The 22,542-nt window shown below is 34.7% G+C and carries 24 protein-coding genes, 2 tRNA genes, 1 other RNA gene, 1 pseudogene and 1 other annotated feature; of the genes and pseudogenes, 22 read left to right on the top strand and 6 right to left on the bottom strand.

Translation table 11 applies throughout. The features are described from left to right. Nucleotides 1-143 precede the first annotated feature (143 nt). Nucleotides 144-1,214, top strand: a complete 1,071-nt coding sequence (locus ACH6CY_RS12290; protein WP_374067633.1) for an HD-GYP domain-containing protein — start codon at nucleotides 144-146, stop codon at nucleotides 1,212-1,214. Between the two features lie 27 nt (nucleotides 1,215-1,241). On the opposite strand, the gene ACH6CY_RS12285 is transcribed toward ACH6CY_RS12290, so the two are convergent. Beyond that, nucleotides 1,242-2,195 carry a YaaC family protein gene (locus ACH6CY_RS12285; RefSeq protein WP_374067632.1) on the bottom strand — a complete coding sequence of 318 codons (954 nt, stop codon included), beginning with the start codon at nucleotides 2,193-2,195 and terminating at the stop codon, nucleotides 1,242-1,244. Nucleotides 2,196-2,398: 203 nt separating this feature from the next. Between ACH6CY_RS12285 and guaB the strand changes: the two genes are divergently transcribed. The 9 genes from guaB to proC all read left to right on the top strand — a co-directional run bounded on the left by guaB (nucleotide 2,399) and on the right by proC (nucleotide 10,938). Further along, nucleotides 2,399-3,868: an IMP dehydrogenase gene (gene guaB / locus ACH6CY_RS12280; RefSeq protein ID WP_374067631.1), complete on the top strand. Its 1,470-nt coding sequence runs from the start codon at nucleotides 2,399-2,401 to the stop codon at nucleotides 3,866-3,868. Between the two features lie 164 nt (nucleotides 3,869-4,032). Next, entirely contained in the window at nucleotides 4,033-5,370 is a 1,338-nt protein-coding gene (locus ACH6CY_RS12275) for a D-alanyl-D-alanine carboxypeptidase family protein (RefSeq protein ID WP_374067630.1), read from the top strand. A gap of 197 nt (nucleotides 5,371-5,567) precedes the next feature. Beyond that, nucleotides 5,568-6,452: a pyridoxal 5'-phosphate synthase lyase subunit PdxS gene (gene pdxS, locus ACH6CY_RS12270; RefSeq protein WP_374067629.1), complete on the top strand. Its 885-nt coding sequence runs from the start codon at nucleotides 5,568-5,570 to the stop codon at nucleotides 6,450-6,452. A 23-nt stretch (nucleotides 6,453-6,475) separates the two neighbouring features. After that, nucleotides 6,476-7,066 (top strand): pyridoxal 5'-phosphate synthase glutaminase subunit PdxT, encoded by a 591-nt coding sequence (gene pdxT / locus ACH6CY_RS12265; RefSeq protein WP_374067628.1) that lies wholly within the window; start codon nucleotides 6,476-6,478, stop codon nucleotides 7,064-7,066. A gap of 45 nt (nucleotides 7,067-7,111) precedes the next feature. Next, nucleotides 7,112-7,331 (top strand) — a binding site (T-box leader). 59 nt (nucleotides 7,332-7,390) lie between these two features. Further along, complete coding sequence (gene serS, locus ACH6CY_RS12260) at nucleotides 7,391-8,665, top strand: serine--tRNA ligase (RefSeq protein ID WP_374067627.1); 1,275 nt, start codon at nucleotides 7,391-7,393, stop codon at nucleotides 8,663-8,665. A gap of 59 nt (nucleotides 8,666-8,724) precedes the next feature. Next, nucleotides 8,725-8,817, top strand: a tRNA-Ser gene (locus tag ACH6CY_RS12255). Nucleotides 8,818-9,084: 267 nt separating this feature from the next. Continuing rightward, complete coding sequence (locus ACH6CY_RS12250) at nucleotides 9,085-9,414, top strand: PadR family transcriptional regulator (protein WP_374067626.1); 330 nt, start codon at nucleotides 9,085-9,087, stop codon at nucleotides 9,412-9,414. Between the two features lie 9 nt (nucleotides 9,415-9,423). After that, nucleotides 9,424-10,086, top strand: coding sequence for a DUF1129 family protein (locus ACH6CY_RS12245; RefSeq protein WP_374067657.1), 663 nt, complete (start codon nucleotides 9,424-9,426; stop codon nucleotides 10,084-10,086). A gap of 33 nt (nucleotides 10,087-10,119) precedes the next feature. Beyond that, a complete protein-coding gene (gene proC, locus ACH6CY_RS12240) occupies nucleotides 10,120-10,938 on the top strand; it encodes a pyrroline-5-carboxylate reductase (protein WP_374067625.1) in 819 nt (272 codons plus the stop codon). A gap of 37 nt (nucleotides 10,939-10,975) precedes the next feature. On the opposite strand, the gene ACH6CY_RS12235 is transcribed toward proC, so the two are convergent. Next, nucleotides 10,976-11,650, bottom strand: a complete 675-nt coding sequence (locus tag ACH6CY_RS12235; protein WP_374067624.1) for a deoxynucleoside kinase — start codon at nucleotides 11,648-11,650, stop codon at nucleotides 10,976-10,978. Continuing rightward, nucleotides 11,647-12,288 carry a deoxynucleoside kinase gene (locus ACH6CY_RS12230; RefSeq protein WP_374067623.1) on the bottom strand — a complete coding sequence of 214 codons (642 nt, stop codon included), beginning with the start codon at nucleotides 12,286-12,288 and terminating at the stop codon, nucleotides 11,647-11,649. Before ACH6CY_RS12230 ends, ACH6CY_RS12235 begins: the two co-directional genes overlap by 4 nt. A 225-nt stretch (nucleotides 12,289-12,513) precedes the next feature. Here ACH6CY_RS12230 and ACH6CY_RS12225 point away from each other — a divergent pair. Next, nucleotides 12,514-12,586: transfer RNA gene (locus tag ACH6CY_RS12225), tRNA-Arg, on the top strand. Between the two features lie 189 nt (nucleotides 12,587-12,775). Then, entirely contained in the window at nucleotides 12,776-13,285 is a 510-nt protein-coding gene (locus ACH6CY_RS12220; protein WP_374067622.1) for a type 1 glutamine amidotransferase domain-containing protein, read from the top strand. A 56-nt stretch (nucleotides 13,286-13,341) separates the two neighbouring features. Here the strand turns inward: ACH6CY_RS12220 and ACH6CY_RS12215 are convergent. After that, nucleotides 13,342-13,587 (bottom strand): annotated as a pseudogene (locus ACH6CY_RS12215) (spore gernimation protein); the annotation flags it as partial. A gap of 402 nt (nucleotides 13,588-13,989) precedes the next feature. On the opposite strand from ACH6CY_RS12215, the gene ACH6CY_RS12210 reads away from it, so the two are divergent. From ACH6CY_RS12210 to ACH6CY_RS12200, 3 genes are read left to right on the top strand one after another with little or no spacing between them, the layout of a single operon-like run. Further along, complete coding sequence (locus tag ACH6CY_RS12210) at nucleotides 13,990-14,760, top strand: S8 family serine peptidase (RefSeq protein ID WP_374067621.1); 771 nt, start codon at nucleotides 13,990-13,992, stop codon at nucleotides 14,758-14,760. An 11-nt stretch (nucleotides 14,761-14,771) separates the two neighbouring features. Further along, entirely contained in the window at nucleotides 14,772-15,560 is a 789-nt protein-coding gene (locus ACH6CY_RS12205) for an SAR2788 family putative toxin (protein WP_374067620.1), read from the top strand. Nucleotide 15,561: 1 nt separating this feature from the next. Further along, nucleotides 15,562-16,014: a hypothetical protein gene (locus ACH6CY_RS12200; protein WP_374067619.1), complete on the top strand. Its 453-nt coding sequence runs from the start codon at nucleotides 15,562-15,564 to the stop codon at nucleotides 16,012-16,014. 145 nt (nucleotides 16,015-16,159) lie between these two features. On the opposite strand, the gene ACH6CY_RS12195 is transcribed toward ACH6CY_RS12200, so the two are convergent. Together ACH6CY_RS12195 and ACH6CY_RS12190 are read right to left on the bottom strand one after the other, a co-directional pair. Then, nucleotides 16,160-16,384: a hypothetical protein gene (locus tag ACH6CY_RS12195; protein WP_374067618.1), complete on the bottom strand. Its 225-nt coding sequence runs from the start codon at nucleotides 16,382-16,384 to the stop codon at nucleotides 16,160-16,162. Beyond that, a complete protein-coding gene (locus ACH6CY_RS12190) occupies nucleotides 16,385-17,674 on the bottom strand; it encodes a LysM peptidoglycan-binding domain-containing protein (RefSeq protein WP_374067617.1) in 1,290 nt (429 codons plus the stop codon). It lies immediately after the preceding gene. Between the two features lie 160 nt (nucleotides 17,675-17,834). Here ACH6CY_RS12190 and tadA point away from each other — a divergent pair, with 160 nt between their 5' ends. From tadA to ACH6CY_RS12155, 7 genes are all read left to right on the top strand, one after another. Continuing rightward, the gene (tadA, locus tag ACH6CY_RS12185; RefSeq protein ID WP_374067616.1) at nucleotides 17,835-18,323 is read left to right on the top strand and encodes a tRNA adenosine(34) deaminase TadA; all 489 of its coding nucleotides are present in this window, start codon (nucleotides 17,835-17,837) and stop codon (nucleotides 18,321-18,323) included. Between the two features lie 84 nt (nucleotides 18,324-18,407). Then, nucleotides 18,408-18,672, top strand: an RNA gene (ffs, locus tag ACH6CY_RS12180) — signal recognition particle sRNA large type. Between the two features lie 300 nt (nucleotides 18,673-18,972). Beyond that, on the top strand, nucleotides 18,973-20,667 hold the full coding sequence (gene dnaX, locus ACH6CY_RS12175; protein ID WP_374067615.1) for a DNA polymerase III subunit gamma/tau: 1,695 nt from the start codon (nucleotides 18,973-18,975) through the stop codon (nucleotides 20,665-20,667). A 21-nt stretch (nucleotides 20,668-20,688) separates the two neighbouring features. Further along, nucleotides 20,689-21,012, top strand: coding sequence for a YbaB/EbfC family nucleoid-associated protein (locus ACH6CY_RS12170; RefSeq protein ID WP_374067614.1), 324 nt, complete (start codon nucleotides 20,689-20,691; stop codon nucleotides 21,010-21,012). 12 nt (nucleotides 21,013-21,024) lie between these two features. Then, nucleotides 21,025-21,621 (top strand): recombination mediator RecR, encoded by a 597-nt coding sequence (gene recR, locus ACH6CY_RS12165; protein WP_374067613.1) that lies wholly within the window; start codon nucleotides 21,025-21,027, stop codon nucleotides 21,619-21,621. A gap of 15 nt (nucleotides 21,622-21,636) precedes the next feature. Continuing rightward, nucleotides 21,637-21,849 carry a YaaL family protein gene (locus tag ACH6CY_RS12160; protein ID WP_374067612.1) on the top strand — a complete coding sequence of 71 codons (213 nt, stop codon included), beginning with the start codon at nucleotides 21,637-21,639 and terminating at the stop codon, nucleotides 21,847-21,849. 64 nt (nucleotides 21,850-21,913) lie between these two features. Then, entirely contained in the window at nucleotides 21,914-22,180 is a 267-nt protein-coding gene (locus ACH6CY_RS12155; RefSeq protein ID WP_374067611.1) for a pro-sigmaK processing inhibitor BofA family protein, read from the top strand. The last annotated feature ends 362 nt before the right edge of the window (nucleotides 22,181-22,542 follow it).

The raw sequence follows: 22,542 nt of genomic DNA, 5'->3' as shown, positions 1-22,542 counted from the left end.
ACTTTAAATGTTTTAGCCACTTACAAAATAAAAGAAATATCAATTAATATTTTGCTTAGATAACAGTTTATATAAATGCTAAATCGCAATAGAAAATGATTTAATTTTTATATGATGATAAACATAAAAAGGTGGTGTTGATTATGGAAGTTCATCCATCACAATTAACTCCTCAGTGTGTACTTATCGATGATGTGTTTGGAAAGACAAATCGACCAATTATATCAAAGAATACAGTTATAAGTGAATTACATATTGAAGTACTTCACTACTTCTTAATCAATGAGGTCAGAGTATCACCTCAATTAGCAAATGGTACTCCTTTTCATCCAAAAGAAAAAATAGTAAATAAAAAGAAAGAAAAAAAAGTTGAATCAAAGCCGTTAATTGAACAGTATCAAGACATTGTTTTTCTTTATAAAAAGATGTTTTCCCATTGGCAAAGTGGTTCCTATTTACGAATAAATAAAGTAAGAGAATTGATTGTCCCCTTATTAGAACGAATTGAGGAATTTGAAATAACGATTTTTGAATTATATCGTTATTCCAACATAGAAGATTACTTTTATCATCATAGTATTGCTACTAGCTTACTAGCAGGTTTATTAGCAAAAAGATTAGGGATGAAGAAAGAATGGAAACAAGTTGGAATTGCAGCATTTTTAGCAGAAAGTGGTATGGCTAAAATTAATCATTCTATTTTTTCAAAAACAGGTTTATTAACTGAAGCAGAATTTAAAGAAATTAAAAAGCACCCAATATATTCTTATCGCTACATTGAAAAATCATCTGCTTTAAGTAAAGGAGCTAAATTAGCTATTTTACAGCATCATGAAAGACCAGATGGTTCTGGATATCCTTTAGGATTAAAAGCAGATAAAATTCATTCTTTTGCGCAAATAATCGCTATCTGTGATACGTATCATGCAATGACCTCAGAACGTCGCTATCGAGAGAAACAATCACCATTTTTGGTACTAGAGGAAATGGAGAGGGATAGCTACCAAAAATTTGATTATCACATTTTGAAAAAGTTTATGAAATTATGCACAGACTTCCCAGTAGGAACAAAGGTAGAACTTTCCAACCAATTAATAGGAGAGATTGTGCATAGGGAACCAGCGTTTCCGACACGTCCGATTATCCAGTTAGAATCTGGAGAAATGATTGCATTAAAAGAACATCCTGTATTATATATTAAGCATGTCTTTTAGTAAAATGATCAAGTTCTAAGTGAATGGTTATGGCATATAACGTTGTAGATAGCTCCCAAAGTAGTGTGGAACTTTTTTTGCTGTTATATTTAAAAACAGTGTAATGAGAGAAAAGTCACTTGAATGTTGTGTTTGTACAAAGTCTCCCCACCATTCTGATTCATAACGAGCAAGCATACTAAGATGATAAAGTAGCATAAAGTGGTGCATAATTTCATGGTTTTGCAAGGGTACATTGGTACTTAATGGGAAGTAGATATTATTGTTTTGAGAATGAATATACAATGGTTGGTTTGCTATAAGAGAAATTGGCTGATCTAGTACGCATTGAAAGCTTGAGCTTGTTTGATGAATAGTAGCAATTGTTATATAAGATTGCAATTTTTTAATAAATCGATTTTGAGTTAAGTGATATCTATCTAAGATTGTGAAGGGGAATGTAAGTATCCGTTCATTTGCATTTCCCACTTTGATAAAATTGTGCTTTTTTTGTTGTAAATAAAATAATTCATCTAATTCAGGGATTGCTTGTAATAAATATTCAATACATAACTTTTCTTTTGTAAACGATTTAACTCGAAACAGGTGTGTTGAAAAGTAAGGGAACAACCCTTTTTGTTGTATTTTTACTTCATCTTTTAATAATTGATAGTTTTGTTTTTTTTGTTTACGTGTAGACAAACCATGTGCTAATAAAGCTGTGCTTTCAGGATACGTTGGGATAACAGTTAATAGACAAGCTTTAATAAGATGCATCATACCGTAATAATAAAGCAGAGGACGAATGGTGAGAGGTGATTGATCAGCCGTTTTATAATACATTAAACCATGTTTAATCATATAATAAAACCGCTCACCATTTAGATAGCTCCAATTTTTACAATCGCTTATCTCTTGTTTCTTATAACAGTGATTAAGAAAGTGACGTGCATTATCTTGTGATTGTAGATAATTATATAAAGTGACAATCTTTTGCTTCATAGGGTGTCTCCTTTATGAAGGTATTATTATTCGGAATTTAAGTTTGGTTATAAAAAAGGTTGAAAAACATGTTTCGATGTCGTATTGTAAATAACAATAAGAAAAAAGAGCTTGCTTTGGATTGATCTTTTGTAGCTTAACCAGCAATGCCCATAATAATCGATTTTTTAAAAAAATAATATTCAAGGAGGTAACATTTAAAGATGAGACAGGATAAGTTTGCGAAAGAAGGGTTAACCTTTGATGATGTGTTATTAGTTCCAGCAAAGTCAGAAGTTTTACCACGAGAGGTTTCTATTCAAACAAAATTATCAGATCGAATGACATTAAATATACCATTACTTAGTGCCGGTATGGATACCGTTACGGAAGCGGAGATGGCCATTGCTATGGCGCGTCAAGGTGGTATTGGTATTATTCACAAAAATATGTCAATTGAAGAACAAGCAGAGCATGTTGATCGAGTAAAACGTTCGGAGAGTGGGGTTATTACAAATCCGTTTTTCTTACAACCAGAGAATCAGGTTTTTGATGCAGAACATTTAATGGGTAAGTTCAGAATTTCTGGTGTTCCTATTGTAAATAATAAAGAGGATCAAGTATTAGTAGGAATTTTAACGAACCGTGATTTACGTTTCATTGAAGACTATTCCATTAAAATTTCTGAGGTAATGACAGCAAACAATTTAGTAACAGCACCTGTTGGAACTACTTTGGATGAAGCTAGCGAAATTTTGCAAAAACATCGCATAGAGAAGCTTCCATTAATTGATGATAATGGGGTATTGAAAGGTTTAATCACGATTAAAGATATTGAAAAAGTAATTGAATTTCCTTACTCAGCTAAAGATAAACATGGTCGTTTATTAGTAGGAGCGGCAGTAGGAGTAACTGGAGACGCAATGACTAGAATTGAAAAATTAGTAGAATCTGGCGTAGATGTGCTTGTTGTTGATACAGCCCATGGACATTCTCAAGGTGTATTGGATCAAGTGAAAAAAGTACGAAAAATGTATCCTGATCTAGATATTATTGCTGGTAATGTTGCTACAGCTGAAGCAACACGTGAATTAATTGAAGCAGGGGCAAATATTATCAAAGTAGGAATCGGGCCAGGTTCGATTTGTACAACACGTGTTGTTGCAGGAGTCGGTGTTCCGCAAATTACAGCAATCAATGATTGTGCTTCTGAGGCAAACAAGCATAATGTACCAATTATTGCTGACGGTGGAATAAAATATTCGGGAGATATAGCAAAGGCATTAGCTGCAGGTGCTCATACAGTTATGTTAGGAAGTCTTTTTGCTGGTGTGACAGAAAGTCCAGGAGAAACAGAAATTTTCCAAGGACGTCGTTATAAAGTCTATCGTGGAATGGGTTCTGTTGCATCAATGAAATCTGGTTCAAAAGATCGATATTTCCAAGATACAGCAGATACGAAAAAACTTGTGCCTGAGGGAATTGAAGGTAGAGTAGCATATAAAGGACCACTAGCTGACACTGTACACCAACTACTTGGAGGTTTACGTGCAGGAATGGGTTATTGTGGTGCGAAAGATTTAAACGATTTCCGTACGAATGCAAAGTTTATTCGAATGACTGGTGCAGGTTTGCGAGAATCGCATCCGCATGATGTCCAAATTACAAAAGAGTCACCAAATTACTCATTATAAATCATTAAAAGTATAACCTTGTTCTTTTGCTTGGTTATACTTTTTACTTATACACGATGATGAGTAATTTATTTAAAAACACCTACAAAAGTACGTTCCACTTTTTGATAGGGTGTGATAAAATATCCGGTATGTAATAACAATTGTCGTGGAGGTATAAAAGGTTGAAAAGAAAAATAAAAACATCCGTGTATACTATACTTACTTGTGTGCTATTCTTTGCTTCTATCGGGTTACATCCCCTTACAGTTGAAGCAAACAGCTTAGATGTAAGTGCTGAATCAGCTATATTAGTTGATGGAGAATCAGGAAAAGTATTATTTGCTAAAAATGCTGATGTGAAATTGCCACCAGCAAGTATGACAAAAATGATGACAGAGTACCTTGTTTTAGAGGCAATTGAAAAAGGTCAGATAAGCTGGGATACGAAAACCAGTATCAGTGATTATGCTTATCGTATTTCTGCTGATGTTAGTTCTTCAGGTATTGGATTACGTCAAGATAAGCAGTATACAGTCCGTGATTTATATGAGGCTATGGCGATTAATTCAGATAATGGGACAAGTATTGCTTTAGCTGAATTAGTTGCTGGAACTGAAGGCGAATTTGTCAAGCTGATGAATCAAAAAGGGGAGGAGATGGGCCTAGGTGAGTTTGAATTTGTTAACTCTACAGGACTATCTAATAGTAGCCTTGGTGAAGACTATCCTGATGGGACTAACCCAGACGCAAATAATTTACTTTCTGCGCGTGCAGCTGCTTTATTAGCATATCATTTAGTAAATGATTATCCAGAAGCATTGGATATTTCTAGCCAACTAACTGATGAATTAGATGGTAAACATACGAATAATTGGAATTGGATGCTACCTTGGGATAAACCTAACTTTGCACAATACTATTATGAAGGTGTCGATGGATTAAAAACAGGACATACGGATGAAGCTGGTTATACCTTTACTGGGACAGCAGAAAGAGATGGTCGTCGATTAATTTCGGTTGTTATGCGGACAGATAGTATTGGTGCTCGTTTTGAACAAACGAAAAAATTAATGGATTATGGCTACAATCAATTTTCGCAAAATGAACTTTATTCTGCAGGTCATCAAATTAAAGACAAGTCTACATTAGATGTATCTAAAGGAAAGCAAGATACCGTTGAGATTGAAACAAGTGAAGCACTCCTTGCAACGATTAAGAATGGTGAAGAGGATGCTTACGATGTGCAATATAGCATTGATGAGAAATTATTAGATGAGGATGGCAATTTAGTTGCTCCAATCAAAAAAGGTCAAGTAGTAGGAACAATGGAATTAATCTATAATGGCGACAATGCCTATGGATTTATTACTGAAGATAAACAAGTACAATCAGTAGAAATTGTGACCAAAAGTGCCGTTGAAAAATCAAATTGGTTCATGTTAACACTTGGTGCAATTGGAGATTTCTTTAGTGGAATTTTTACTACCGTAAAAGATACTGTTACCGGTTGGTTCTCTTAATATAATTTAGATTAAAAAGGAGTTGTCGTTCGACAATTCCTTTTTTAATATTTATTTAAAATGAAATTTTCACTTGTTAATTCCTATTAAACAGGTGTAAATTAGCTTGATTTAAACTGCATGAATGGTATACAATGTTGCATATTAGTTTTCACTGAAAAAAGTTTGCAATTTTAATAATATAGGGGGATAAGATCATGGCAAATGTAGGAACAGATCGTGTAAAAAGAGGTATGGCAGAAATGCAAAAAGGCGGCGTTATTATGGACGTTGTTAATGCCGAACAAGCGAAAATTGCAGAAGAAGCAGGTGCTGTAGCAGTAATGGCATTAGAACGTGTTCCATCTGATATTCGTGCAGCTGGTGGTGTAGCAAGAATGGCGGATTTGACGATTGTCGAAGACGTGATGAACGCTGTATCCATTCCAGTAATGGCTAAAGCACGTATTGGTCATATTGTTGAAGCACGCGTGTTAGAATCAATGGGCGTTGATTACATTGATGAAAGTGAAGTACTAACACCTGCTGATGAAGTATATCATCTAAATAAAAAAGATTATACTGTTCCATTTGTTTGTGGTTGTCGTGATTTAGGTGAGGCAGCACGTCGAATTGGTGAAGGTGCTTCTATGTTACGGACAAAAGGTGAGCCAGGTACAGGGAATATCGTAGAAGCGGTAAGACATATGCGAGAAGTACAAGCGCAAGTACGTCAATTAGTTACAATGTCTTCTGATGAAATCATGACTTTTGCTAAAGAATTAGGTGCTCCATATGAAGTGTTAGTTGATATGAAAGAAAATGGTCGCCTTCCAGTAGTTAATTTTGCAGCTGGTGGTGTTGCTACACCTGCCGATGCTGCATTAATGATGCAATTAGGTGCAGATGGTGTATTCGTTGGATCAGGGATATTTAAATCAGAAGATCCAGCTAAATTTGCCAAAGCAATTGTAGAAGCAACAACGCATTATGATGATTATGAATTAATTGCAAAAGTTTCTAAAGGGATTGGTACAGCAATGAAGGGTATTGAAATAAGTACAATTGCACCTGAACAGCGTATGCAAGATCGTGGATGGTAAATTGTTAAAAAGGAAGAGATGACATGACAAAAATAGGAGTCTTAGGCTTACAAGGTGCAGTTCGTGAGCATGTTCAATCTATAAAAGTGTCAGGTGCAGAGGCAATTGTAATAAAAAAGAAAGAACAACTTGATGAAATAGATGGTCTCGTTTTACCTGGTGGTGAAAGTACGACCATGCGTCGTTTAATTGATCAATATGATTTTTTTACTCCATTACAACAGTTTGGTAAACAAGGTAAACCGATATTTGGTACTTGTGCTGGGTTGATTTTGCTAGCAAAAGAAATTGTCGGACAAAAGCAATCACATCTAGGATTAATGGATATCAAAATCGAGCGAAATGGATTTGGCAGACAACGCGAATCATTTGAAGCGAAGTTGACTATTACAGGTGTTGCAGATGACTTTGAGGCTGTGTTTATTCGAGCACCATACATTGAAGAAGTTGGAAAACATGTAGAGACATTAGCATTTAATCAAGGAAAATGTGTTGCAGCAAGGGAAGGGAACTATTTGTGTAGTGCTTTCCATCCAGAGTTAACGAGAGATCACCGATTAATGCAATATTTCATTAATATGGTGGAAGAATCAAAAAAACACCTTGCATCTTGATATAGATTTGGTTATGATAGTACAAAATAAGTCGTGAAATAAACAAACAACGCATTGATAGGAAATAGTAACAGTCTTTTCTTTCTCTTAGAGAGCTGATGGTTGGTGGGAATCAGTGAAAGATTACTGCGAATCCATCCTGGAGCAGGTATGTGGTCGAAAATCATGCCCGGCTATACTCATAAGCCGTTATCTTATAATGAAGCTGGAAGGAAGTCTTTCCTTCAATCTGGGTGGTATCGCGGGAAAAACTCTCGTCCCTTACTTTTAGGGATGAGGGTTTTTGTTTGTTTCATGAGAAAATGATAATGGAGGAATAAGTGTATGTTAGATATGAAACGATTACGCAATTACTTTGATGAAATTAAAGAAAAGTTGACACACCGAGGAGAAGATTTATCTGATTTGGATGCATTTGGTGAGCTTGATAATGAAAGACGTCAATTAATAGCTGAAACAGAGCAATTGAAAGCCAAGCGAAATGATGTATCTAAGCAAATCTCTGTGTTAAAAAAAGAAAAAAAAGATACAGATGAAATGATTCGTCAGATGCGTGAAGTTGGTGATCGCATCAAAGAAATAGATACTACATTAAAAGAAGTAGAACAAAAACTTGAAATACTGTTGTTATCTATTCCAAATATTCCACATGAATCAACGCCAATTGGAGCAACAGAAGATGATAATAAAGAGGTTCGGGCATGGGGAGAAGTAAACCAACCTTTATTTCAGCAAAAACCTCACTGGGAATTGGCTACAGAATTAGACATTTTAGATTTTGAACGTGCAAGTAAAGTGACAGGAAGCAGATTTGTATTTTATAAAGGACTAGGTGCCCGATTAGAGCGTGCGTTGATGAACTTTATGATGGATCTTCATGCAGATGAGCATGGCTATCAAGAAATGTTACCGCCATATATGGTGAATAGAACCAGTATGATAGGAACTGGTCAATTACCTAAATTTGAAGAAGACGCATTTAAAATTGAAGATTGGGAGTATTTCTTAGTTCCAACTGCTGAGGTTCCAGTAACAAACTATTACCGTGACGATATTTTATCTGCTGATGTATTACCACAAAAGTTTGTTGCTTTTAGTGCTTCTTTCCGCTCAGAAGCAGGTTCAGCTGGACGTGATACACGTGGTTTAATTCGTCAACATCAATTTAATAAAGTTGAGCTTGTTCAATTTGTTAAACCAGAAGATTCTTATGATGCGTTAGAAAAATTAACAGGACATGCAGAAAAAGTGCTACAGTTATTAAAACTTCCGTATCGTGTCATGAGTATGTGTACAGCTGATTTGGGATTCACTGCTGCTAAAAAATACGATATAGAAGTTTGGATGCCAAGTAATAATACGTATCGTGAAATTTCTTCTTGTTCTAATTTCGAAGATTTCCAAGCGCGTCGTGCAGGAATTCGTTTTCGTCGTGAGGAAAAAGCAAAACCAGAATATGTTCATACATTGAATGGATCAGGATTAGCTATTGGACGTACGGTAGCAGCTATTATGGAGAACTACCAGCAAGAAGATGGCTCAATACTTGTACCTGAAGCATTACAAGCTTACATGGGTGGAAAAACAGTTATTAAATAATTTTTAAAAATTATTGACATGTATGAAAAGAACTGATAATATTAATTTTGTCGTCAGTTGGAGGAGTACCCAAGCCCGGCTGAAGGGATCGGTCTTGAAAACCGACAGGGGCTTCACGGCCCGCGGGGGTTCGAATCCCTCCTCCTCCGCCATTTTCATATATATAAAATGACATTATAAATAAACGAAAACAGTAGCTAGTCAATGGCTACTGTTTTTTGTTGTAACATAAGATAAAACAACATATAGTAAAGTGAATGCTTTATAAAACACTTGTATAATAAATAAAAATAATATATTATAATAACTATATGGTATTGCAAGATAGTGGTTGTAATATATTATGTAAATTATCAGCTGCTAAATGATCTAACAATTTTTTACTATCCACTAACTTGTATTACAAGGTAGGTGATGATATGACAATTAGAAGTCAATTATTAAAAGGGATTTTAGAGGGATGTCTATTAGCTATTATCGCAAGAGAAACGGTATATGGCTATGAGCTTGCTGTCAAATTACAAACACAAGGAATCGATGTTAGTGAAGGTTCAATTTATCCGATTTTATTGCGACTACAGAAAGAACAACTTATCGTTGGGGAAATGAGAAAGTCACCTAGTGGCCCTAACCGTAAATACTATCAATTGACTGAAAAAGGTAAGACTGCATTGCAAGCATTTCGTTCTAATTGGGAAAATCTCAAACGTCCAGTAGACCAACTATTAGAACAAAAGGAGGAATACTAAGTGGATCAGATGATTAAAGAAAATAATCAAAAACGAAAACTGCTTAATGAGAAAAATAAAAAGATTTATGAAGATATGCTAATGTATATTAGATTATCTTATGATAAATCTGAAGAAGAAACCGAAGAAGTACTAATGGAATTTTTAGATCATTTGTTGATTTTACAAGAAAAAGGTAAAAATGTTGAAGAATTGTTTGGGCAGGATCCACGGAGCTATGCTGATGAAATTATAGGTGAACTCCCTAAAACAGTCTCTAAAAAAAGATTGCTGTTATTCGGTATGAGCGTATCATACTTTTTTGCGGTAAGTGGAATGTTGAAAGGTATGTTATCAATGATTTTATTTTATGTTTTTAATCAATCAGAAATAAGTCAAACTTATTATATTGGTACCGCGTTAGTAAATACCTGTTTGTCATTAGGGGTTGCTGCACTTGTACTATATGGAATAATTCGTTATTTAAGATGGTCTTGTTTTAAACAAGTCTCTAAAGTCTTTGAATCTATGTTTACAGGTGTTTTGTTTGGGGTGCTTCCATTTGGTATGTTCATGTTAATTTTTTATTTTATTCAATCTTTTGGACCTACTATTACTTTTGATGTCTATTGGTTCATTCCTATAGGGATTATGTTATTTTTCTTGGGACAAAAACTTAGAAAACAGGCATAGGTATTATATGTTAAAAAAGGCGGAGGAAATGATATGTTAAATGAAATTACATTTATTGGTTCGGGATCAATGGCAGAAGCACTAATTGCAGGAATAATTAAAGCAGAAATGATAGCTCCTGCGCAAATTATGGTGACTAATAAATCAAATCAAACAAGATTACAAGCATTAGCAAAAAGGTATCATGTAAAAACGACACCATCCACTGAACAGGCGATTGCAAACGCGGATGCTATTATTTTTGCTATGAAACCAAAGGATATTAAGTCCGCATTGGCAGAAATTAAGCCTTTCTTACAGCCATCACAGTTAGTCATATCTATTTTGGCGGGTATACCAATTTCCTTATTTACAAAACAATTACAACAAGACAACCCTGTAATTCGTACGATGCCAAATACATCAGCAACAATTGGATATGGTGCAACAGCAATGACGAGCGGGGAATTTGTTACTACAGATCAACTTGAACAAACGAAACAATTATTTGAAACAGTTGGAAAAGTATCGATTGTAAGTGAAGATCAAATGCACGTGGTGACTGCTGTATCTGGTAGTGGTCCAGCCTACTTTTATTATATAGTGGAAGCAATGGAAAAAGCCGCTATAAAAAATGGCTTAGAGAAACATATTGCAAAAGAATTAATTTATCAAACGATTCTTGGTGCAGCAGAAATGCTACAGAAAACAGGTGAGGAGCCATCCGAATTACGAAAAAATATTACAAGTCCTAATGGTACGACACAAAGTGGCATAGAAGCATTAATCGATCATAAAGTAGAAGAATCCATAGAAGCAGCAATATGCGAAGCTATGAAACGATCAAAGGAATTAGGAGAATCAAACAAATAAAACAGGATATTAATTTCCTGCTTTATTTGTTTGAATATTATTGTCTTACTTGCCATTTGCGTGATTGTTGGATAAAATGTCCGACTTTTTCAAGGACAGAATCAATTGACTGTTGATCGTTAACAACATCATAATCGGCAATATTAATCCGTAAAATTGGACATGAATTAAAGCTGTTAATCCAATTTTCATAACGTTCATGCATTTCTTTCCAATAGCTAATAGGAGTTTGTTGTTCCATTGGACGTCCGCGCTCTTTAATACGATCAATAACATCTTCAAATGATCCTTCTAAATAAATTAACAAATCTGGATGCGGAAAATATGGTGTCATTACCATCGATTCAAATAAACTATGGTATGTTTCGTAGTCCGTTGGTGTCATTGTTCCTTTTTCATAATGCATTTTTGCGAATATACCGGTGTCTTCATAAATGGAACGATCTTGGATAAAACCACCACCGTATTCAAAGATCCGCTTTTGTTCTTTAAATCGTTCAGCTAAAAAGTAAATCTGTAAATGAAAACTCCAACGTTCAAAATCAGCATAAAATTTATCTAAATAAGGGTTCGTATCTACTTTTTCTAATGAGGTACGGAATTTAAGCGCATTAGCTAATGCGTGTGTCATCGTTGATTTTCCAACCCCCACGGTCCCGGCAATAGTTATCACGCTATCATGTGGAATTTGATATTTTTCTCTTAGGTTCATTGTGTTGGTTCTCCTCTTTTTATTTGCTGTTCTATAATGTGAAGAATTTGAATTAAATCATCTTGATGTTTAATAAAGTCTAATTTGTCACCATCAATTCGAATAACAGGTATTTCTGGATGTTTGGCTTCAAAGTTTTTCATGAAATCCTGATAATCTAGTTGTACTTGATGTAAATAGGATGGTTTGATATTCTTCTCCACATCTCTTCCACGTATTGAAATTCGCTGTACCAATGTCTCTAAACTAGCATCTAAATAAATCATCATGTTTGGTTTTGGCATATCATTAGTGATTATATGATAAATTTGCTCGTATTTTTTAAATTGTGGGGTTTTCAGTGTTCTCTTTGCAAAGAGCATATTTTTCGATATATGGTAGTCAGCAACAACAGGTTTTCCATGTGATAAATAGTGTTTTTGAATATCTTCTAGCTGTTTATATCGATTACAGAGAAAAAACATTTCCGTTTGAAAGCTCCATTCTTCAATATCTTCATAAAACTTTCCTAAGAAAGGATTCTCTTCAACAATTTCTTTTAATAAATGTAGTTCAAAATGTGTTGCTATTTTTTTTGACAAAGAGGTTTTGCCAACACCAATTGGTCCCTCTACAGAAATAAATGGTAAATGTTGCATTGTTCCTCCTCCAATTACACACTTTTCAATAAATTGTGTGTAAAAAAATAATAAGACAATCAATATTCTATCACATTTTGCTCTAGCAAAAAGATTATTCATAAATTTAACAAATAGGGCTTTTCACTTTAAAGTTTCGTTTTATATAACTACTTTTAAAATGCTTAATGATTTTGTATAATAGATAGGCATCATTATTGTAGCGTATTTCATAAATTGAAACTTGGCTCCATAGCTCAGGGGATAGAGCAATGGTTTCCTAAACCATGTGTCGCAGGTTCGAATCCTGCTGGGGCCACTAATTTAGCAAAAAAACAAGCATTATGCCAATCAGCATAGTGCTTGTTTTTGACTCAATTTCAATGTCGAAAGAAAACGCAATGCTTCCTCCCTTAAATGGGGAAGCAGTAACAGCACTCTTCATGTTTTAGTATTAAATAAGGCGGGTAATTCATTTATATGATACTAATAAGGGGTGACTATTCAAATGAGTAAGATTGCATGTGTCATTACAAATTATTTTGAAGATGTAGAATATACCGATCCTGTTAAAGCTTTTGAAGATGAGGGACATACAGTTATAACAATTGAAAAGGAAAAAGGTAAACAAGTGAAAGGAAAACAAGGTGAATCAGTTGTCACAATAGATAAAGGGATTGATGATGTAAGTTCAAAAGATTTTGATGCTCTACTTATTCCTGGAGGGTTCTCACCAGATTCTTTACGTGATGATGGTCGTTTTGTTTCTTTTGTTAAGGAGTTTATGAACGATAAAAAACCAGTCTTTGCAATTTGTCATGGACCACAACTATTAATTACTGCTAAGTCTTTAGAAGGAAGAACTGCTACAGGCTATAAATCGATTATGGTGGATATGGAATATGCAGATGCAAAGGTAAAAGATCAGGATGTTGTTGTTTGCCAAAATCAATTGGTAACAAGTCGTAAGCCTGACGATATCCCTGCATTTAATCGAGAGGCATTAAAATTATTATAGAAGCAAAAGAAACTCGCTCCAAATCTGATTGGAGCGAGTTTCATATTGGCCACTATTTATTTTTGTTTTTTAATTGTAAAGTTATCCTCCAACAACAGCCAGTTTTGTGGAAATGCTAAGCCTAGCTTCCAATAGCTGATTCCGCGTAAGTTTAAATCTTTAATTAAATCAAATTTAGCTTGAATAGATCTAGCGTCTTCAAACCAAACTTCATGTCTTTTCCCATCTTTATCGGTATAGAAGAAAAACGGTGCTTGCGCTTTTGGATCGAATTCAATTGCTACATTATTATCCCTAGCTAAAAGGCTATTCACAAATTTAACAAATAGGGATTTTTAACTAACTCAAAATCAACTTTATTATAAATTCGAAATAGTTTCTGTGATTTAACAACTGTATTATTTTTAAGGGTTTACTCTCAACAATACGATTACTCCATATATTTGAAGATAAGTACAATTAAATAAATAGGATAATTTTTGTAAAAAAATGTTGTTTTTTCACAATTTATCTATATAATATTTATTATTATCATAAGCTTAAGGAAGGAGGACTAATCGATTAAGTATAAATATCTTGTTTTAGGTCTTGTAATGTTAGTTATTTTTGCTGTTTTGACAATACTTTACTGTTACATTAGGTTAAATGACTTAGAAAAACTTCAGTGGTCAAATGAACAAGTCTCACCATGGGGCCAAGATCTGATGGGAGTAAATTCAAAAACAGAAAATAAAAATATTAAAGTAGCAATATTAGATAGCGGCATTAATAAAAACCATGAAGATTTAGAGGGTAAGATAGTAAAAGAGTTTAGCACAGTTGATGGGCGTAATAATAACGACGTATTTAATCATGGGACAGCAATTGCTGGTATTATTACAGCAAATGACAACGATAAGGGAATTATCGGTTTAAATCAAAGTGTTGATATTTATGATGTGAAAGTTCTTGATGAAAATGGTAAAGGAAGTATAGAGCAACTTACTAAAGGAATTCAATGGTCAATTTCACAAGGGGTCGATATTATAAATTTAAGTTTTGGTTTTCAATCAGACAGCAAGGAACTAAAAAAAATAATTAATGAAGCAACTGATTCAGGCATTATTGTTGTAGCTGCTGCAGGAAATACCTATGGGCTTGGAATGGACTATCCAGCTCAGTATGAAAATGTAATATCAGTTAATGCAATAGACTCTGATTTAAACCTGATAGATGCTTCTGCCTTAGGTGATACAGATTTCGTTGCACCCGGGAAGGACATTTTGTCGACAAATTCACAAGGAAGATATTCATTATATTCTGGTACCTCTTTTTCTACGGCGTATGTTACAGGAGCATTGTCTAGCTGGTTGGTAAAATACAAAACTACAATCAACAGCAAAAAAAAGGTTGAAAAAATACAATTGCTAAACTTTATAAAAGATAGATATGGAATCGAGTACAAAAAACAAATAAATATATTAAAAATCAAATAAAGAGGTGACCTATGCTAAATAGAAGAGGATTAATTAAAATATTAGTAGCAGTTTTAATCTTACAAATGTTTTCAGGTATACAAATTGCTAGTGCTGAAAAAAGCTCAGAATTTTTAGATGCAGATTCAATAGAAACTGCAACTCTAGAGAACGGATTAGAGTTAGAAATAGTAGAGAAGACAAAAGATGCAGTTGTGGTTGAAACTGAACATATAGCAGGGGAAACAGAAGTGTTTGTGGAAATTGATATGGATAGAGAGACAGAGGATATTAATGTGTCTGGTGAGGTTGTTAATGAAGGCGGTCAGGTTATTAGTGAAAATTATGATGTAGTTGTACATGATGTAGAAGGAGATAATTTTATTGCTACTTTTATTGATACTAAAACCGGAGATATTATTGATATAGACTCAACTGAAATGTCTGCTTCTGCTCTTCCATTAGTTATTATCGCAGCAGTAGCGAGATATGGAATTAAATATGCAATAAAAAAGTATGGTAAAAAAGCAGCACAATATGCAGTTTCATCAAAAAGTTATGGTAAAGTACTAAGCTCTGTAAGTAGATTAAGTGTGAATAATAGAAAACATATTCTTGCAAGTAAACATAATTGGGGTAATGTTACTGGAAACAATTGGGCGGATGTCTCTAAAATAATGTCGCATGTAATGCGTTATGGTAAAGAGAGCGCATATAAAAATGTTCGTAAAAAAACATTGAAGATGAGTGGAAGAACTGTTACAGTAACTTTTAAAAGGTCTAACGGAAAAATATATATTAGTAATGGATGGGTGAACTAAGTTGACTAACAAGTTAAATGAATTTATTTCAAGTGGTAATTTAGAGAAGGCTAAGAAAGTATCTAGCGACCTTTCTTATGAAGAACTTGATGCAAAATTAACAGATATTGCTTTTGAAAATTCTAGTATTACCAATTACACCTTTCTTATGAGTTTAATAGTTGAGAATGAAAAAGCAGAACTGCACAGAATTGCTTTTGATATGCTTGTTAACCCACTATGCCACATTGAAGGAGCTTACTACGCTGCATTATATCACGCAAAGCGTTGTGTGGAATTAACGGATCAACAAGATGTAGGTTATCTAACTAACTTCCTATTTTTACATGATGTTCCTGATACTGTGGTGTCGGAAAAAGAAGCATATAAAATTGCTGAAAAAATTCTTTTATTAGATCCTAACAATGAAATAGCAAAAGAATTTATGGATGAACATAGAGGCAGCAAACTATAATTAAGTGGAAGGAGGTGGCCAACCTCCGATCAGCGCATACAGCCATTTTATTTAAATCTAATACCTGATTAGATATCGATAAGTAGACTTATGAGCCCTTGATTTGTCAAGCATTGATTGTCAAGGGATTTATATGAAATTAAATTTAAGATTTTAACCAAAGTTTTGGTTTAACAAAGTTTAATTTTAGTAATTCTTCTTTTGTAAACACTACACTTAAATTAAATTTATTTCCAACAACCTGTTTAGTAGGTACATCTCCTGTTTTAAGAAAATAGGCGATTTCAAGGTTACTCTTTCCTTGTTTAGGTGGTCTTTTTATTGTGTATAAAATCGATTGTATACATAATGTAAACCTAATAGAAACCATTTATTTTTGTTTTTTAATCGTAAAGTTATCCTCCAACAACAGCCAGTTTTGTGGAAATGCTAAGCCTAGCTTCCAATAGCTGATTCCGCGTAAATTTAATTCTTTAATTAAATCAAATTTAGCTTGAATAGATCTAGCGTCTTCAAACCAAACTTCATGTCTTTTCCCATCTTTATCGGTATAGAAGAAAAACGGTGCTTGCGCTTTTGGATCGAATTCAATTGCTACATTATTATCCCTAGCTAAAAGAATCGCTTGTTGAGGACTAATCGCTTTTGCATACGCACCACCTGGCTCATAAGGCAGTGTCCAATCATATCCATATAAATTTTGACCAAGCATAATTTTGTTACCGGGCATTTCTGTCAAAGCGTATTCCACTACTTCTCTTACCTTATCTATCGGTGAAACAGCAAGAGGTGGTCCACCGCTATATCCCCATTCGTATGTCATTAGTACAACAAAGTCAGCTATTTCACCATGTGCTTGATAATCGTGTGCTTCATACCATTCCCCTTTTTGATCTCTACTCGTTTTTGGAGCTAGTGCCGTGGACATTAATAACCCCTCTTTTGCTAAACGATCTTTCGCTTTTCGTAAAAAAGTATTATAGGCTTCTTTAGCGGTAACCGGTAAAAATTCAAAATCAAAATGAATGTCTCGAAAACCTACTTTTTTTGCTGTTTCAATAATATTGGTTAATAATGTATCTTGCACTGCTTGATCGGTAACAATAAGGTTTCCTAATTCTGCGCTAAATGCACCTTCTTCTAAATTTGTAACAACGAGCATTAAAGCTGTATTATTTTTATTAGCAATAGCAGCAAAATTATTTAATGGTGGTGGGATTAAGTTTCCTTTTCTGTCTACACGATAGCTAAAAGGTGCTAAGTAAGTTAAAAAAGGTGCGTTTTTTTCTGCTGCATTTTCCAAAGTGCTAGACACGGTATCTCCAATTGGTTCAATGTAGGCATTTGATTCAATAGTTGGTTCTGCTTGTTCGGAGATGTATAAACGCATACCGACAGTAAGCGGACTGTTTGGAGCTATGTTATTTATAGTAGCTAATTCTTGATAATTTAAATTAAACTGTTGCGCAATGCTATACAAACTATCGCCTGGCTGAACGTAATAAAATTGTCCAATAATCGGAATGACAAGTGATTGGCCAACAACCAATTGGTTCGGATTGTCAAGTTCATTTGCTTCATTTATCGCTTGGTAGGTAGTTCCGTAAGTATTGGCAATGGAATAAAGTGAATCACCACTTTTTACAACATGAATTTGCATTACTGATTCCTCCTCTTTTCTTCATACCGTTATTAGCCTATGCGTTAGAAAAGATGAAAATGTTCGGTTCTTTTTGTTCTTGTGATTTGATACAATAATAAAATAAATGAATAGATGGTCTACAAGTATTATTAGAAAAAAATAGTAGGAGATTAATAAAATGACTGATGAAGATTTTATGGAATTAGCTTTAGCTGAAGCAATAAAAGCGAACCAATTGGGCGAGGTACCTATAGGTGCGGTCATTGTGCATAAAGAAGAAGTAATTGCACAAGCATTTAACTTAAGAGAAAGCTTGCAAACTACCGCCTCTCACGCTGAAATGCTGGCAATTGATAAAGCGAATGAACAGATTGGAAGCTGGCGTTTGGAGGAATGTACGTTATACGTTACACTAGAGCCGTGTCAAATGTGTGCTGGAGCGATTGTTCAATCACGAATACCGAGAGTTGTATTTGGTGCGTATGATCCAAAGGCTGGTTGTGCCGGTTCAATTATGAACTTATTAGAGGATAAGCGATTCAATCATCAGGTGAGTGTAACTGGTGGCGTATTAGAAGAAGCGTGTAGTACGCAGTTAACTAATTTTTTTAAACAATTGCGACATAAAAACAAAGTAGAAAAAGATACTAAAAAAGGTACTAATTAACACGATCAATTGCTTGCATTTTGATAAGACAATCGCTATAATTGTAAATGCGCTTTAGATGCGCAGATAGTTTTATCTCATTTGCCGTGCTAGGTGGGGAGGTAGCGGTGCCCTATACTCGCAATCCGCTATAGCGAGACGGAATCCCCGTCTGAGGTGTATAGCTTTAAGGTCTGCCATAAGGGATTGGTGTTGATGTTCGGGTCCTGCGCAACGGGAGCCCGTGAATTCTGTCAGGTCCGGAAGGAAGCAGCAGTAAGCGGTTTTTCTCGTGTGCCGCAGAGCAACCTGAACTGAGCCATGAACTTATGTAACGCTTGGGGCTATGCCATCGACGACGGGTGCACGGTGTTATCTTTATACATACATAGACCTCTTACCATTATGTGAGAGGTCTTTTCTATATATGCGCTTGTTCAAATGGTTACCAAATGCTCTAAGCAACAGACTTCTTTATTGGCTCATTTTTTCGGCTCTTATGTAGAGGCAGTTTATATCCTGGCCCCAGAAACTGCCCTTTACCTTATTTGCCTATCATTTGCTGACCTTTTGAAAATGTACGATAAATATATTTTTAACTGAATGTTCACATTATGCTTTTATTTCAGTTATAATAAAAAGGAATTCCTTAAGAGAGGATCATGTATAAATGAGCTATCAAGCATTGTATCGTGTTTGGCGTCCGCGAAACTTTGTGGATGTTGTTGGTCAATCACACATCACACGAACACTTCAAAATGCAATAGTACAAGAAAAATTTTCACATGCCTATTTGTTTTCTGGTCCTAGAGGGACTGGGAAGACAAGTGCAGCAAAAATTTTTGCGCAAACCATTAATTGCAGGCAGGCACCAATAGCAGAACCATGTAATACATGTGATGCATGCCAAGGAATTCTAGATGGTTCCATTTCTGATGTAATGGAAATTGATGCTGCATCAAATAATGGAGTAGAACAAATACGTGATATTCGAGATAAGGTAAAATATGCACCAAGTAGTGTAGCGTATAAAGTTTACATTATTGATGAGGTACATATGTTGTCGATCGGTGCTTTTAATGCTTTGTTAAAAACCTTAGAAGAACCACCAAAGCATGTTGTGTTTATTTTAGCGACGACAGAACCACATAAAATACCATTAACAATTATTTCTCGGTGTCAACGCTTTGATTTTAAACGTATTACACAACGAGATATAGTTGGACGAATGGAAACCATTACAGAAGAAGAGTCTATTTCAATAACGAAAGAAGCGCTTCACACTGTTGCTTTAGCGGCAGAAGGTGGTATGCGCGATGCATTAAGTATACTAGATCAAGCTATTTCTTATAGTGATGAGCAAGTAGAATCAGAAGATGTACTTGCTGTAACAGGTTCTGTGTCACAAAAGAAATTGATGGAGATGATTTTAGCGTTATTTGAAAACGATGCACAACAAGCATTACAAATAGTAGATGAATTTATTCAATCGGGTAAAGACCCTGGTCGGTTTGTATATGATGCCATCTATTTTCTAAGAGATATATTAATGTATCAAAGCGCACCACAATTAGATATATTAGACCGTGCAATGGTGGACGAAGGTTTTCAACAACTATGTAATACATTACAAGTAGAGTGGATTCAAAAAGTAATAAGCATCTTAAATAATTGTCAACAGGAAATGAAGTGGACAAATAGCCCGAAAGTATTTTTAGAAATTACCGTGTTAAAAATAATAGAAGAACCATTGCAACATGCTGAAGGTAATGCAGTGGAACCTGAGTCAGTGAAACAATTACTGCAAAAAGTGGAGCAACTAGAACAAGAGCTAAAAGCTTTAAAACAAAACAACGTAGCGTATGAATCACAGCAAACGCAACAGCAAGCACAAAAGCGGAGGCAACCAGCAACGAAAAAGCAATTTAAAGTACCATATGAACGAATTAGGTATGTGCTAGAGCATGCATCAAAATCTGATTTAAAAAACATTCAATCTCAATGGGCGAATTTCATGCAACTTTTGAAAAAACAAAATGCACCAGCCCATGCAACGGTGCAAGATAGTAAGCCGAGTGCGGCATCAGAAGAAGCTTTAATCTTGGCATTTAAATATGAAATCCATTGTTCACTTGCTTTGGAACACCAACAAACGATAGAATTATTATTGTCAGAGGTTATTGGAAAGAAAGTAACGATTATTCCTATACCAGAAAAGAACTGGTTGGAGATTAGACAAGAGTATGTACAAAGGCAACGACAACAACAAAATGCTGATTCTAATGAAGAGGAAGAAACGGATCCTGTTGTAGAGGAAGCACGTAAGCTTGTTGGCGATGAGTTATTAGAAATACATGAAGAGTAGACAATACAAGGAGGAATTGCCATGCGTGGTGGAGGAAATATGAATAAAATGATGAAACAAATGCAAAAAATGCAGAAAGATATGATGAAAGCACAAGAAGACTTGCAAGCGATGAGTTTTGAAGCAACAGCAGGTGGAGGAATGGTGAAAGTTGTAGCAAACGGAAGTAAACAAATTACTGATGTTGAAATTCAAGAAGAAGTAGTAGATCCAGATGATGTAGAAATGTTACAAGATTTAATACTGGCTGCAACAAATGATGTACTTAAGCAAGTAGACGATCAATCAAATGAAACAATGGGTAAATTCACAAAAGGAATGAATTTACCTGGAGGCATGTTCTAGGAGGTAGTTGTTGTGTATTATCCAGAACCAATTTCAAAGCTAATTGATAGCTTTACTAAATTGCCAGGCATTGGACCGAAAACAGCGGTTCGACTGGCTTTTTTTGTACTAAATATGAAAGAAGATGACGTACTTGATTTTAGCAAGGCGCTAGTTAGTGCAAAACGTGAGCTAACGCATTGTAGTGTATGTGGTCATATTACTGATCAAGATCCGTGTGCGATTTGTCAAGATGAGATGAGAGATAGTTCGGTTATCTGTGTCGTTCAAGACCCTAAAGATGTTATTGCAATGGAAAAAATGAAAGAATTCAACGGACGTTATCATGTTCTTCATGGAGCAATTTCGCCCATGGATGGTATAGGGCCAGAGGATATTAATGTTCCTACTTTATTAAATAGATTGAAAGATGAAGAAGTCGGTGAGCTAATTCTTGCTACGAATCCTAATATTGAAGGGGAAGCAACAGCAATGTATATTTCTCGTTTAGTAAAACCATCCGGGATAAAGATTACACGTATCGCTCATGGTCTGCCAATGGGTGGAGACCTTGAATACGCTGATGAGGTAACATTGTCAAAGGCTTTAGAAGGAAGACGAGAACTATAAAGGAGTTGGAACTTCATGTCTATGCGAAAAAAGGTAAAGAGGCAAGAAGTGAATAAACGTTTACTTCAAGATATCTTTCGTATTAAAAATGAGTTGGCTAAAATACAAGATATCATTGAAATAAGTATAGAGCCTAGTGAGATAGGATTATATGAATTAAAAATAGCGGAAGCGAAATATTTCTATTTATTGCGTGAAGCGAGGCATCGTGGAGTTAGCGCGCGATAAGGCTTGTTCTATTTTCTTATTACCTTTCATAGTATGTACAAAATGCTAGAAAGGAGATAAAAAAATGAATGCTTCTTTTGTCATTTTAGGAATAATGGTGTTAATTGTGCTGTTATTAGTCGTTGGAGCTCCTTTAAAACCAATAAGATGGCTAATGCGAGGTTCGGTAAAGATCATCATTGGTGTGCTTTGTTTGTTTTTCTTTAATATCTTTGGTGCCTCTTTTGGCTTGCATGTCCCAATAAATATTTATAATGCTGGTATCATTGGCCTTTTAGGTATTCCTGGCTTTATCTCGCTTACAGCTCTCCATTTATTGGTGTTCAACTAAAAAACATCCTTCCTACATTAAATTAGGAAGGATGTTTTTGGTTATAATAAATGGTTTACAAAGTCTATTAACATGTGCTATAGTTGAAAACGTTGCTCTCAATGCAGATAAAGAGTTTAATAGTTTTTTTAAAAAAACTATTGCTTTTTGTTTCAATACATTATACAATGTATTAGCTGTCGAATTGGACAGAAGCTGTTTGCAATTTATTTATTCTTAAAAAAAGTTGACTTTTAGTTAGGTCTAGTGTTATGATGAATAAGTTGTCAAAAACAACCCTTAAACTTTTGATCTTTGAAAACTGAACAAAACAACCAATATGTTAAGAAGTAACATGCTAGTCAAGTAATGAGTGAGCGAAC

The sequence above is a fragment of the Paraliobacillus sp. JSM ZJ581 genome (genome assembly GCF_044383835.1).
Classification (GTDB): domain Bacteria; phylum Bacillota; class Bacilli; order Bacillales; family Amphibacillaceae; genus Paraliobacillus.
The sequence above is the reverse complement of the archived record's forward strand: the minus strand, read 5'-3'. Positions and strand labels throughout refer to the sequence as shown.

Excerpts from the sequence above, each read along its gene's own strand:
- ACH6CY_RS12290 (WP_374067633.1), top strand. The coding sequence starts at position 144 with ATGGAAGTTCATCCATCACAATTAACTCCTCAGTGTGTACTTATCGAT.
- ACH6CY_RS12285 (WP_374067632.1), bottom strand. The coding sequence starts at position 2,195 with ATGAAGCAAAAGATTGTCACTTTATATAATTATCTACAATCACAAGAT.
- guaB (WP_374067631.1), top strand. The coding sequence starts at position 2,399 with ATGAGACAGGATAAGTTTGCGAAAGAAGGGTTAACCTTTGATGATGTG.
- pdxS (WP_374067629.1), top strand. The coding sequence starts at position 5,568 with ATGGCAAATGTAGGAACAGATCGTGTAAAAAGAGGTATGGCAGAAATG.
- pdxT (WP_374067628.1), top strand. The coding sequence starts at position 6,476 with ATGACAAAAATAGGAGTCTTAGGCTTACAAGGTGCAGTTCGTGAGCAT.
- serS (WP_374067627.1), top strand. The coding sequence starts at position 7,391 with ATGTTAGATATGAAACGATTACGCAATTACTTTGATGAAATTAAAGAA.
- ACH6CY_RS12250 (WP_374067626.1), top strand. The coding sequence starts at position 9,085 with ATGACAATTAGAAGTCAATTATTAAAAGGGATTTTAGAGGGATGTCTA.
- ACH6CY_RS12245 (WP_374067657.1), top strand. The coding sequence starts at position 9,424 with ATGATTAAAGAAAATAATCAAAAACGAAAACTGCTTAATGAGAAAAAT.
- proC (WP_374067625.1), top strand. The coding sequence starts at position 10,120 with ATGTTAAATGAAATTACATTTATTGGTTCGGGATCAATGGCAGAAGCA.
- ACH6CY_RS12235 (WP_374067624.1), bottom strand. The coding sequence starts at position 11,650 with ATGAACCTAAGAGAAAAATATCAAATTCCACATGATAGCGTGATAACT.
- ACH6CY_RS12230 (WP_374067623.1), bottom strand. The coding sequence starts at position 12,288 with ATGCAACATTTACCATTTATTTCTGTAGAGGGACCAATTGGTGTTGGC.
- ACH6CY_RS12220 (WP_374067622.1), top strand. The coding sequence starts at position 12,776 with ATGAGTAAGATTGCATGTGTCATTACAAATTATTTTGAAGATGTAGAA.
- ACH6CY_RS12210 (WP_374067621.1), top strand. The coding sequence starts at position 13,990 with ATGGGAGTAAATTCAAAAACAGAAAATAAAAATATTAAAGTAGCAATA.
- ACH6CY_RS12205 (WP_374067620.1), top strand. The coding sequence starts at position 14,772 with ATGCTAAATAGAAGAGGATTAATTAAAATATTAGTAGCAGTTTTAATC.
- ACH6CY_RS12195 (WP_374067618.1), bottom strand. The coding sequence starts at position 16,384 with ATGGTTTCTATTAGGTTTACATTATGTATACAATCGATTTTATACACA.
- ACH6CY_RS12190 (WP_374067617.1), bottom strand. The coding sequence starts at position 17,674 with ATGCAAATTCATGTTGTAAAAAGTGGTGATTCACTTTATTCCATTGCC.
- tadA (WP_374067616.1), top strand. The coding sequence starts at position 17,835 with ATGACTGATGAAGATTTTATGGAATTAGCTTTAGCTGAAGCAATAAAA.
- dnaX (WP_374067615.1), top strand. The coding sequence starts at position 18,973 with ATGAGCTATCAAGCATTGTATCGTGTTTGGCGTCCGCGAAACTTTGTG.
- ACH6CY_RS12170 (WP_374067614.1), top strand. The coding sequence starts at position 20,689 with ATGCGTGGTGGAGGAAATATGAATAAAATGATGAAACAAATGCAAAAA.
- ACH6CY_RS12160 (WP_374067612.1), top strand. The coding sequence starts at position 21,637 with ATGTCTATGCGAAAAAAGGTAAAGAGGCAAGAAGTGAATAAACGTTTA.
- ACH6CY_RS12155 (WP_374067611.1), top strand. The coding sequence starts at position 21,914 with ATGAATGCTTCTTTTGTCATTTTAGGAATAATGGTGTTAATTGTGCTG.